Source organism: Kribbella albertanoniae (assembly GCF_004348455.1).
GTDB lineage: Bacteria > Actinomycetota > Actinomycetes > Propionibacteriales > Kribbellaceae > Kribbella > Kribbella albertanoniae.
Genome location: NZ_SMKA01000297.1, coordinates 1 through 11,099, shown reverse-complemented (window position 1 = coordinate 11,099; position 11,099 = coordinate 1). Strand labels below are relative to the sequence as shown.

10 protein-coding genes and 1 pseudogene are annotated in these 11,099 nt (G+C 67.9%); 4 read left to right on the top strand and 7 right to left on the bottom strand.

Going from position 1 to position 11,099, the window contains the following annotated elements:
• Positions 1-275: 275 nt before the first annotated feature.
• From E1261_RS46680 to E1261_RS38345, 7 genes are all read right to left on the bottom strand, one after another.
• Positions 276-1,334, bottom strand: a complete 1,059-nt coding sequence (locus E1261_RS46680) for a Clp protease N-terminal domain-containing protein (RefSeq protein ID WP_238176693.1) — start codon at positions 1,332-1,334, stop codon at positions 276-278.
• Positions 1,334-1,561, bottom strand: a complete 228-nt coding sequence (locus E1261_RS38370) for a ribbon-helix-helix protein, CopG family (protein ID WP_132414664.1) — start codon at positions 1,559-1,561, stop codon at positions 1,334-1,336. The genes E1261_RS46680 and E1261_RS38370 overlap by 1 nt, the downstream gene beginning before the upstream one ends.
• A 108-nt stretch (positions 1,562-1,669) precedes the next feature.
• Positions 1,670-2,449: a sirohydrochlorin chelatase gene (locus tag E1261_RS38365; RefSeq protein ID WP_132414663.1), complete on the bottom strand. Its 780-nt coding sequence runs from the start codon at positions 2,447-2,449 to the stop codon at positions 1,670-1,672.
• Positions 2,446-3,747, bottom strand: coding sequence for a sulfate adenylyltransferase subunit 1 (locus tag E1261_RS38360; RefSeq protein ID WP_132414662.1), 1,302 nt, complete (start codon positions 3,745-3,747; stop codon positions 2,446-2,448). Before E1261_RS38360 ends, E1261_RS38365 begins: the two co-directional genes overlap by 4 nt.
• Positions 3,747-4,673, bottom strand: a complete 927-nt coding sequence (gene cysD / locus E1261_RS38355; protein ID WP_132414661.1) for a sulfate adenylyltransferase subunit CysD — start codon at positions 4,671-4,673, stop codon at positions 3,747-3,749. Before cysD ends, E1261_RS38360 begins: the two co-directional genes overlap by 1 nt.
• Positions 4,670-5,356: a phosphoadenylyl-sulfate reductase gene (locus E1261_RS38350; protein ID WP_132414660.1), complete on the bottom strand. Its 687-nt coding sequence runs from the start codon at positions 5,354-5,356 to the stop codon at positions 4,670-4,672. Before E1261_RS38350 ends, cysD begins: the two co-directional genes overlap by 4 nt.
• 142 nt (positions 5,357-5,498) lie before the next feature.
• Complete coding sequence (locus tag E1261_RS38345) at positions 5,499-7,196, bottom strand: nitrite/sulfite reductase (RefSeq protein ID WP_132414659.1); 1,698 nt, start codon at positions 7,194-7,196, stop codon at positions 5,499-5,501.
• 382 nt (positions 7,197-7,578) lie between these two features.
• On the opposite strand from E1261_RS38345, the gene E1261_RS38340 reads away from it, so the two are divergent.
• The 4 genes and pseudogenes from E1261_RS38340 to E1261_RS38330 all read left to right on the top strand — a co-directional run bounded on the left by E1261_RS38340 (position 7,579) and on the right by E1261_RS38330 (position 11,069).
• Positions 7,579-8,139 carry a winged helix-turn-helix domain-containing protein gene (locus tag E1261_RS38340; protein WP_132414658.1) on the top strand — a complete coding sequence of 187 codons (561 nt, stop codon included), beginning with the start codon at positions 7,579-7,581 and terminating at the stop codon, positions 8,137-8,139.
• Between the two features lie 61 nt (positions 8,140-8,200).
• Positions 8,201-10,045, top strand: a complete 1,845-nt coding sequence (locus tag E1261_RS38335) for a glycoside hydrolase family 9 protein (RefSeq protein ID WP_132414657.1) — start codon at positions 8,201-8,203, stop codon at positions 10,043-10,045.
• A gap of 100 nt (positions 10,046-10,145) precedes the next feature.
• Positions 10,146-10,217 (top strand): annotated as a pseudogene (locus tag E1261_RS47200) (twin-arginine translocation signal domain-containing protein); the annotation flags it as partial.
• Between the two features lie 57 nt (positions 10,218-10,274).
• Entirely contained in the window at positions 10,275-11,069 is a 795-nt protein-coding gene (locus tag E1261_RS38330; RefSeq protein WP_202875395.1) for an alpha/beta fold hydrolase, read from the top strand.
• Positions 11,070-11,099 lie beyond the last annotated feature (30 nt).

Here is an 11,099-nt window from a genome sequence, read left to right as displayed (position 1 = left end):
CACCCCCGCACCGCGCCCCCGCCTGCGCACGCTCACCACGAGCCCGCGCCCACCCTTTACTGGGTGATGGGAGTCCGGATCCCCACGCCATCACAACTGCTCGTCCCCCACGCTCAAGCCACACCCGATCGCCCACTTGTGATGGCCTGGCGGTCCGCTCATGGGCAAACCCGAGAGTCCAGCTGGTTCTCCGCACACCACACGAGTCCTCTCGGGTGCCCCCCAAGTGCCACACGTACCGCACGGGTTTCGCGGGGGCTCGTTGCGACCTGGGGTCAGGTGTCCGGGTCGATCTCGTGTTTGCGGAGTAGGTCGCGGAGGTGAGCGACCTGCTCGTGCAGGCGCTCGTTCTCGTCCAGGACGGCGTGCAGCTCGGCGATCAGGTGATGCCTGCGTCCGTACGTCGTCCAGTCCGGATCGCCGGTGACCATGGCCTCGACCGCCGTCCGTGACCGTTGTCGCCGATCGATCCGTTGCTCGGCGAGGCTGCGTACAGCGTCGATCTTCACGCCGAGCCGGGACAGTACCTGGGCGGCGACGCCGTCGGTGTCCTTCAGCAGTCCGAGCAGCAGATGCTCGGTGTCGATGTTCTCCGAACCGAGACGGCGCGCTTCGACGAAGGCGTCCTCGAGAGTCCCCTTGGCGCGTGGCGTGAACGGGACAAACCCGTCCGGCGCGCGCTTGCCGCGGCCGACGATCTCGATCACCAGCTCGCGCACCGCCGTGGCATCGGTCCCCGCCAGCAGCTTCGAGGCGCCGCCTTCCGGCGTGCCGATCAGCCCGAGCAGCACGTGCTCGGTGCCGATGTAGTTGTGGTTGAGTTGCCGGGCCTCTTCCTGTGCGAGTGTGACCACCTTGCGTGCCAACTCCGTGAATCGTTCGTACATACCGACCCGCCTCCACATCCATTCGTCGATCGCTTCTTCGAGCCTTAGATCGAGCCGCAAATGCTCCTCGAGCGACGCTGTCACGTCGGGCAGCACCAGCCGCTCGCGAACGAAGTCCGTCACCCCGCTGCTGTCACCGGCGGCGATCCGGTCCAGCGCCTCGTCGACCTCTGCCACGGGCTCGAGCCGGAGGTCTGCATGATTCAGCGCGGTGAACTGCAGCACGACGGCCACTGCCACCACCCGGTTCGCGCCGGCGAACGGCCGACCGCGGACCAGCCCGGCGAGCAGCACCGCTGACGCCTCGGCCAGCCCGGAGGTACGGCGTACGTCGGTCAGGACATGTTGGACCGTGTCGAGGTCGGTCCGGCGGACGGCCTCCTCGGACTCGCAGCGCAGAACACGCGCGGCGATCGCGAGGACGTCGTACGGGTCGAGGTACCGCATCAGTCGTCCCCGCGCAGTCGGCGCAGGGACTCCTCGTGCCGGGACAGGTTCTCCTCGAGTAGCCGGCTGAAGCCGCTGTCGGTACGGCGGCGGTCGACCAGCTCGGCGATCGCCTCGCGCGCCACGTCCGACACCGATCGTCCCTCGACCGCCGCCACTGTCTGCAGGTGTTCAGCCAGCTCCGGGTCGAGCCGCAACAGGATGTTCTTGGTCGCTTCTTTCGCCATAGCTACCAAGATAGCGTGATATCACGCTATCGCAAGGGCCAGATGCCGAAATGCCAGAAGCCACGGCTCCGCGGGCGCGGAACCGTGGCTTCGGGAGGGGGTCAGTACTTAGGCGGACTGCACGAGGACCGGGCGCGGGGCCGGGGCCAGGGTGAGCAGGTCGAGGCCGGCGACGCCGTACCGGAGGAGGACGAGGCGCGCTACCTCGGCGCTGACGCCGAGCGGCCGGGAGACTGCGACCGCGCCGGCCTTGCGGGCCATGGACTCCGCGCGGTCCGGCAGGACGCCGGGGGCGAGGAACAGCGAGCCGACTGCGACGTGCCGACGGCCCTCGAGCCGCCACTGCAGGACGGCCTCGGCCGGTGACGGTGTCGCAGCGCAGACGAACGCGGCGGTGACCGGCAGCTTGTGCCGCTGGCCCCACAGCCGCGCCAAGCGGGTCACGCTGGCGTTGGCCTGGGGGTCGCTGGATCCGGCCGCGGCCAGGACGAGCGCGTCGAGCTCGCGCACCCGGCCGTCCTTGAGTTCGGCGCGCATCCGGCGGTCGAGTACGTCGAGCAGCGAGTCGTCGTACCCGAGCACGTCCGAGGCGATGATCCGCAGGTGCGGGAACCGGCTGCGGGACTCGTCGATCACGGCCGGTACGTCGATCCGGGCGTGGAAGGCCGACGACAGCAGCAGCGGCAGGACGACGACCTCTTCGACGCCCTCGGCGGCGAGCTTGCCGAGCACCTGGTACGGCGTGGGCGGGCAGTGGTCGAGGAAGGAGGCTTCGATCCGCAGGTCGTCACGCAGCTCGCGCAGGCACTTCACGAGTGAGTGGACGGTGGCGGCCGAGCGCGGGTCGCGGCTGCCGTGGGCGAGGATCACGAGAGCTGGAGCAGTCACAGCAGTTCCCCTTCTTCGTCGTCGATCATGCCTGCGGCCAGCGTCCACCCGTCGTGGGCGTCGATCAGCAGGAAGGATCCAGTGATGTTGTTACTGGAGTACGGGTCGGCCGCCAAGGGAGCAGCGATCTTGAGCTGCACCTTGCCGATGTCGTTCAGGTCGAGCCCGGCGGCATCTATGACGCCGAGTGTGTCGAGATCGAGCACCCCGGCGATCTTGGTGACGATCGCCTGGGCCGTTGTGGTGGTGTGTTTGATCAGCAGCCGGGCGCCCACGGTCAGCGGGCGTTCCGACAGCCAGGCCACGGTGGCTGACAGTTCCCGGCGGGTGCCGGGGGAGGAGTCGGCCGCGACGATGACCGAGCCGCGGGCGACGTCAAGGTTGTCCGCGAGGCGAACCGTGACTGCTTCACCGGCGACCGCGGACGGCCGCTCGGCAACCGCAGTCGCGGTCGCTGAGACGACTGCGCGGTCGATGCCGGAGACCGTCGTACGGCGTCCTGCGGGCAGCACGATGACGTCGTCGCCGACCGAGACGGTGCCGGAGGCAACGGTTCCGGAGTAGCCGCGGTAGTCGCGGTACTCGTCGTCGGTCTGCGGGCGGATCACGTACTGCACCGGGAAGCGCAGTGCACGACCTGAGATGTCGGTGCGGCCGTTCGCGTTCTCCAGGACCTCGAGCAGCGCGGGACCGTCGTACCAGGCCGTGTTCTCGGAGCGCGTGACGATGTTGTCGCCGACGAGCGCGGAGACCGGGATGGTCTTGAGGTCGGCAATGCCGAGCTGGTCGGCCAGCTGCCCGACCTCCTTGGCGATCCCGGTATAGACGGACTCGTCGTAGTCGACCAGGTCGATCTTGTTCACCGCGAGAACCACGTGCGGCACCCGGAGCAGGCCGGCCACGGCGAGGTGCCGCCGGGTCTGTTCCAGTACGCCGTGCCGCGCGTCGACCAGGATGATGACCACGTCGGCGGTGGAGGCGCCGGTGACGGTGTTGCGGGTGTACTGCACGTGTCCGGGGCAGTCGGCCAGGATGAACGAGCGCTTGTCGGTCGCGAAGTACCGGTAGGCCACATCGATCGTGATGCCCTGTTCGCGTTCGGCCCGCAGACCGTCGGTGAGCAGCGCGAAGTCGAAGTCACCACCACGGGCTTCGGAGACCGTCTTCACGTGCGCGATCTGGTCGGCCAGGATCGCCTTGCAGTCGTGCAGCAGCCGGCCGACCAGGGTGGACTTGCCGTCGTCGACCGAACCGGCCGTGGCCAGGCGGAGCAGTTGTCGGTTGAGGGGGCTGCTCATCAGAAGTACCCCTCTCGTTTGCGGTCTTCCATGGCGGCCTCGCTGGCCCGGTCGTCGGCGCGGGTCGCGCCGCGCTCGGTGATCGTGCTCGCTGCGACCTCGACGACGACCTCGGCCGCGGTGGTCGCGTCCGACGAGACGGCGCCGGTGCAGGACATGTCGCCGACGGTGCGGTAGCGAACGGTGCGCGGGGCAACGGTCTCGCCGTCGCGCGGCTGCGAGTAGGGGCCGACGGCAAGCAACATGCCGTCACGCTCGAACACGTCCCGCTCGTGGGCGTAGTAGATGCTCGGGAGCGGGATCTCCTCCCGGGCGATGTAGTTCCACACGTCCAGCTCGGTCCAGTTGGACAGCGGGAACACCCGCACGTGCTCACCGGGCTTGTGCTTGCCGTTGTAGAGCGACCACAACTCCGGGCGCTGATTACGCGGATCCCACTGGCCGAACTCGTCACGCAGGCTGAAGATGCGCTCCTTCGCCCGCGCCCGTTCCTCGTCGCGGCGGCCGCCGCCGAACACGGCATCGAAACGGTGCTGGTTGATTGCATCCAGCAACGGCACAGTCTGAAGCTGGTTGCGGGTGCCATCGGAGCGCTCGCGCAGCCGGCCATCAGCGATGTAGTCCTCGACGCTGGCGACCTCGAGGCGCAGGCCGAGCTGCTCGACCACGTTGTCGCGGTAGGCGAGGACCTCGGGGAAGTTGTGACCCGTGTCGACGTGCAGGAGCGTGAACGGCACGCCGGCCGGCGCGAACGCCTTCCGGGCCAGGTGCAGCATCACGATCGAGTCTTTGCCGCCGGAGAACAGGACGACCGGGCGCTCGAACTCCGCTGCCACCTCACGGAAGACGAAGATGGACTCGCTCTCGAGTGCGTCCAGCTCGGTCACCGTGTGCGCGTTCAGGGGAGCCTCCAATGTGGCCGTCATGTGTGGAGTCCGCATTCGACCTTGCCCGTGCCGGACCAGCGGCCGCTGCGCGGGTCCTCGCCCGGGGCGACGCGCTGGGTGCAGGGCTCGCAACCGATCGACGGGTAGCCGTCGTACTGGAGCAGGTTGACCAGTACGCCGTTGTCGGTGATGTAGGAGTCCAGGTCCTCCTGCGTCCACGGAGCGATCGGGTTCAGCTTCACCATGTCGCGCTTCTCGTCGTACTCGACGAGGGGAGTGTTCGCGCGGGTCGGTGCCTCTTCGCGGCGGATGCCGGTGACCCAGGCCTTGTAGTGGGACAGGTGCCGGTTCAGCGGCTCGACCTTGCGCAGCGCGCAGCACTTGTCCGGCTGACGTTCGTACAGCTTCTCGCCGTACTCGGCGTCCTGCTCGGCGACGCTCTGCTTTGGCAAGGCGTTGATCAGGTTGATCGGCAGCATCGACGCGACGGCATCCCGCGTGCCGATCGTCTCGACGAAGTGGTAGCCGGTGTCGAGGAAGAGCACGTCGACACCCGGAGCCGCCTCGGCCGCCAGGTGGGGGAGTGCCCCGTCCGCCATCGATGCGGTCACCACCAGGTCGTCCCCGAAGGTCTCCCGCGCCCACGCCAGCACTTCCTGCGGCGAGGCGTCAGCTAGTCGTTCGTTCGCCTCTTCGGCGATCGTCTTCAGGTCTGTACTCATTCCACATTCACCCGCAACCCGATCATCTTGAGCTGGAACACCCGTGCACACGGCCGGCACTCCCACGCGCCATGCCCTTCCTCCGATGGCCGGAGGTCCTCATCCCCGCAGTACGGGCAATAAAGCGGTGCAGCGCGCTCGCTCATGTCAACGCCTCCTGATCGGCCCGGGTTGCCCACTGGGCGAATCGCTCGCCCTCGTTGCGCTCCTTCAGGTAGTTCTGGGTGACGCGCTCGACGTAGTCGGTGAGCTCGTCGGACGTGACCTTGTGGCCCCGCACCTTGCGGCCGAAGCCGGCGTCCAGCCCGAGGCCACCGCCGAGGTGCACCTGGTAGCCGGGTACTTGGTTGCCATTGGCATCGAGGACCAGCTGGCCCTTGAGACCGATGTCGGCGACCTGGATCCGGGCGCAGGAGTTCGGGCAGCCGTTCACGTTCACCGTGATCGGTACGTCGAGGTCGGGGATCCGCTCCTCGAGTTCGTCGATCAGCTGCGCCGCGCGGGCCTTCGTCTCGACGATCGCCAGCTTGCAGAACTCGATCCCGGTGCAGGCCATCGTGTTCCGGCGCCAGGCCGACGGCCGCGCCTGGAAGCCCAGTGCCGCCAGCTCCGTGACCAGCGACTCGACCTTCGACTCCTCGACGTCGAGCACGATCAGCTTCTGCTGCGCGGTGGTCCGGATCCGGTCCGAGCCGTGCGCGGCGACGACGTCCGCAACCTTCGCCAGCTTCTCGCCGGACACCCGGCCGACGACCGGCGCGACACCGACGAAGTACTTGCCGTCCTTCTGCTTGTGGACACCGACGTGGTCGCCCTGTACGGCGGGGATCTCCGGCGCCGGGCCGTCGATCAGCTTCCGCTTGAGGTACTTGGATTCGAGAACTTCGCGGAATTTTTCAACACCCCAATCGGCGACCAGGAACTTGATCCGGGCCCGCGTCCGCAGCCGGCGGTAGCCGTAGTCGCGGAAGATGCTGCAGATACCCCACCAGGCCTCGTGCACCTCGTCGAGCGGCACCCAGGCGCCGAGGCGCTGGGCGAGCATCGGGTTGGTGGAGAGCCCGCCACCGACCCAGACATCGAAGCCCGGGCCGTATTCAGGGTGCACGACCCCGACGAACGCGATGTCGTTCACTTCCGGTACGACGTCGTGCGACGGGTGCCCGGTCATCGCGGTCTTGAACTTGCGCGGCAGGTTCGAGAACTCCGTCGTACCGATGTACTTCTCGACGATGTCGTCGATGGCCGGTGTCGGGTCGATGATCTCGTCCGCCGCGATCCCGGCGACCGGGGAGGAGATGATGACGCGCGGGACGTCGCCGCAGGCCTCGGTCGTGTAGAGGCCGACCGCTTCGAGCTTGCTCCAGATGGCCGGGATGTCCTCGACCCGGATCCAGTGCAGCTGGATGTTCTGCCGGTCGGTGATGTCCGCGGTGTCCCGGGCGTAGGTGGTCGAGATCTCCGCGATCACCCGGAGCTGCTCGGTGCTGAGCTGACCGCCCTCGATCCGGACCCGGAGCATGAAGTACTTGTCGTCGAGCTCTTCGGGCTCGAGCGTCGCGGTCTTGCCGCCGTCGATCCCGGGCTTGCGCTGGGTGTACAGCCCCCACCAGCGGAAGCGGCCGCGCAGGTCGGCCGGGTCGATCGAGTCGAACCCGCGGTGCGCGTAGACGTTCTCGATCCGGGCCCGGACGTTCAGGCCGTCGTCGTTCTTCTTGTTCTCTTCGTTCTTGTTCAGGGGTTCGCGGTAGCCGAGCGCCCACTGACCCTCACCCTTGCCCTTGCGGGGGCGGGCGGGCTTGCGGGGAGTTGCGGCCTGCGGTGAGGAGACGCCAGTCATCCGGAACGGTGTCCTTGTCCTAGAGACAGGTGCGTCCGCGGGAGGCTAGCTCGAAGCGTCGTCGATTCGACCTGGTCTGCGCGGTGCGCACCCAGCTGATGTATCGAGCGGGGTGGCTGTCAGAGCATCGAAGGACGACAGATGGCGCTGCGCATCCGCCCGAGGTCGACATGGATCCGACCTACGAGGTGAGTGGAGCGGGCAGCGAGCATGTTCACAAGAGTCAGCGCGAACGGCTGACAAATCAACTCCCTATCCTGCATCGCGAGACGCGATCTCACGATGTGGCTATCCCGATCAGTCTGGTGCTCTTTGTTCCCCGCCTGAAACACGCTGGGCAATGAAGCTTGTACAAGACATCTTGTCTAACTACCCTGGACTCATGTCGCCGAAAAAGACCCGCTCACCCGGAGCCTCCCGGGTGCAGGCCGTGGACCATCCGCTACGACGCCGGCTGCTGGACATCCTCGCAGTCGACGGCCCGTCCACCGTGTCGGTGCTCGCTGCGCGGACAGGGGAGATGGTCGGCAACATCAGCCACCACCTCAAGGTGCTGGCCACTGCGGGGGTGATCGAGGAGGTCCCCGAGCTGGCCAAGGACCGGCGCGAGCGGTGGTGGAAGAGCGCCTGGTCGTCGTACTCGTGGCGCGTCGGCGACGACGAGCCGGGTGCCGAACTGATCGGCGGAGTGGCCGAGGAGAGCAACGTCACGTACCGCGCCGGCAAGATCCGCGACTGGGTCGCCAAGCGTCCGGAGTACGGCGCGGCCTGGGGTGAGGCGGAGCTGTCGCTCGACGTGTGGCTGCGGCTCACGCCGGAGCGGCTGACCGAGCTGCGCGAGCGGATGCAAGAGGTGCTCGAGGAGTACGTCGCCAATCCGTCGACCGAACCGGAGGCCGAACCGGTGTACGTCTTCGCCCAAGGAGTGCCCGCTCAGCCCTGAGGTCTGTACTTTTCCTCGAATGAACAGGAAACTTTCCTAACTGTTCTTCGAGGAGGTCGCGGTGAAGGCTTTGCGCCGGGTGGGGTCGGTAGTGGTAGCGGCGGGTTTGGTGGTGGGCCTGGGCGGCCCTGTCGAAGCCGTCACAGGAGGTGCGGTCCGGGTCAATCAGCTCGGGTACGGCGCCTTCGACGGAAAGTCGGCGTACGTGCTGAGCCAGGGAGCGGTGACCGGGAAGTCGTTCCGGGTCGTCGACAGCCGTGGCCGGAGCGTGCTGAGCGGGCGGGTCGGTGCTGAGCTGGGGGAGTGGAACGCGAAGTACAAGCACGTCTCAGCGGTCGACCTGTCCCGGCTGTGGGTGCCGGGGACCTACCGGGTCGAGGTCCCGGGGGTTGCGTCGTCGCCCGAGTTCGTCGTACGGGCCGACGGGGATGGGCTGGCCACGTCGGCCAAGGACAAGGCAGTGAACTTCTTCACCGAGCAGCGCGACGGGACGGACGTCGTACCGGGATCTCTCGACCGGAAGCCCTCGCACCTGACGGACCTGGCCGCGCAGGTCTACGAGACGCCTACCTTCGTGAATCCGGACACGGATCAGACGGTGGGGGAGTTGCAGCGGGTCGGTGGTCCGGTCGATGTCGAGGGTGGCTGGTACGACGCGGGCGACTACCTGAAGTTCACCCACATCGCGGCGTACTCGGAATCGTTGCTGTGGGCATCGGCCCGGGACGCGCGACGGCCGGATCGCAAGGTCACGAACGAAGCTCGGCACGGGCTGAAGTGGCTCGACAAGATGTGGGACGAGAAGTCGAAGACGCTCTACATCCAGGTCGGTGTCGGCACCGGCAACGCCGAAGGCACGTTCATCGGTGATCACGACATCTGGCGGCTGCCCGAGGCGGACGACCACCTGACCGACCCCTCGGAGCGGCATCTGCGCAACCGGCCGGTGTTCCGGGCGGCTGCGCCTGGCGAGCCGATCAGCCCGAACCTGGCCGGCCGGACGGCAGCGGCGTTCGCGCTCGCTGCGCAGGTCGAGGCACGGACGGATCGGAAGCTGGCGCGTAAGCACCTGGAGACCGCCGCGCAGATCTTCGCGCAGGCCAAGACGACGAACGTCGGGCAGCTCGTCACGTCTCTCCCGTTCGCGTTCTACCCGGAATCGGCTTGGCGCGATGACCTCGAGCTGGGTGCTGCCGAGCTTGCGTTGGCAGCCCAGCGACTCGGCGATCCGCGGGCAGCCGGTTGGGTGCGGCAGGCGTCGTACTGGGCTGGGCAGTATCTCGAGCACGAGGCCGGTGGCGACACCTTGAACCTGTACGACGTGAGCGCGCTGGCGCACGCGGATCTGATCCGGGCGGCGCGATCCGACCGTGCGTTGGTTGCGCAGCTCAGCGCCGACTTGCGAGCACAGCTTGCGATCGGAACGGCACGAGCCGCTCAGGATCCGTTCCGCGCGGGTGCGCAGTACGACAACTTCGACGCCGTACCGCACACGTTCGGTTTGGCGGCGACGGCGCGGCTGTATCGGCAGGTGACGGGTGACCGTCAGTACGACACCTTCGGTGCTCAGCAGCTCGACTGGGCCTTCGGCGCCAACGCGTGGGGTGTGTCGTTCATGGTCGGCGTCGGGTCCAACGCGGGTCGCTGCCCGCATCACCAGATCGGCAACATCCTCGGCCGCCAGGTCGTCGGCGCGGTCGTCAACGGCCCGAACTCGGCCGCCCTGTTCGAGGACGGACTCGGCGACGGGATGGACGGGATGAACCCCTGCCCGGCCAACGGCATCGACCAGTACGAGGAGTTCACCGGCCGCGGCTCACGGTACGTCGACGACGTCCGCTCCTGGCAAGCCTCCGAACCGGCCGATGACTTCGCTGCCATCGCCGTCTACGCCCTGACGCGCTGATCGACGCGTGGGTCTGGCCCGCTGTCACGGGGGCTAGACCCACCAGGAAGGTGGGGCAACGGCGATCGCCTGGCTCCGGGGCGGCGGACAGACTCGGCGTATGACGCCCTCTCGCAGGTCCTTCATCAAGCTCACTGCCGCGGCCGCCGGCCTGGCGACTCTCGGTACCTCAGCTATCGCACGGGCGTCGGGATCGCCGCAGCTGAGGCCGCTGCGGATCCTAACGCCGGTGGGGACTTTCGACGCAGTCGCCGCGGGTCCGCGGAACGGCCGGAAAGTGCTGTTGCTGCACGGCTTTCCCGAGTTCGGTATCCAGTGGGAGCATCAGCTGCTTGCGCTTGCTGCGGCGGGCTACCGGGCGGTCGCGCCTGACCAGCGGGGTTACTCGCCGGGCGTACGGCCGGCCAGGATCGAGGACTATCAGCTGGACCACGCCGTGACGGACGTTCGCGCGATGGCTGATTCCCTGGGCTGGCGAAGGTTCGACCTGGTCGGGCACGACTGGGGCGCCGCGGTAGCGTGGATCGCCGCGGCGAAGTACTCCCGGCGGGTGCGGTCGCTGACCGCGGTCTCCGTGCCACACCTCGGTGCGTTCGCCGAGGCGCTGCGGACCGATCCCGCGCAGCAGTTCGCATCGGAGTACATGGACCGCTTCCGGCAACCTACCCCGATCCCCGAGGACATCATTCTGGCCGGCGGGCCGCCCAAGCTGACGGGCGTTCCGCCGGAGAAGTGCGCAGAATACTTCCGGCGGCTTTCGCAGCCCGGTGCGCTGACGGCCGCGCTGAACTGGTACCGGGCCAACGACTTCACCGGGTACACACAACGGGTCGCCGTACCGACGCTGTTCATCGCCAGCACGAAGGACCCGATGGTCGCCCAGTCAGGCATCAACGCGACCAGGAACTGGGTCACCGGCCCCTACCGGCTGGAGAACCTCGTCGGCATCGGACACACCATCCCCGCCGAGGCCGCCGAGACCACGACAGCCCTGATCCTCGAGCACCTCGCAACCTGCCGCTAGCCGACCTGGCCGCCGACCCCGTTCTTGTGC

Bases quoted from the DNA above. Each gene is read 5' to 3' on its own strand.
- E1261_RS46680 (WP_238176693.1), bottom strand. From the start codon at position 1,334: ATGCGGTACCTCGACCCGTACGACGTCCTCGCGATCGCCGCGCGTGTT.
- E1261_RS38370 (WP_132414664.1), bottom strand. From the start codon at position 1,561: ATGGCGAAAGAAGCGACCAAGAACATCCTGTTGCGGCTCGACCCGGAG.
- E1261_RS38360 (WP_132414662.1), bottom strand. From the start codon at position 3,747: ATGAGCAGCCCCCTCAACCGACAACTGCTCCGCCTGGCCACGGCCGGT.
- cysD (WP_132414661.1), bottom strand. From the start codon at position 4,673: ATGACGGCCACATTGGAGGCTCCCCTGAACGCGCACACGGTGACCGAG.
- E1261_RS38350 (WP_132414660.1), bottom strand. From the start codon at position 5,356: ATGAGTACAGACCTGAAGACGATCGCCGAAGAGGCGAACGAACGACTA.
- E1261_RS38345 (WP_132414659.1), bottom strand. From the start codon at position 7,196: ATGACTGGCGTCTCCTCACCGCAGGCCGCAACTCCCCGCAAGCCCGCC.
- E1261_RS38340 (WP_132414658.1), top strand. From the start codon at position 7,579: ATGTCGCCGAAAAAGACCCGCTCACCCGGAGCCTCCCGGGTGCAGGCC.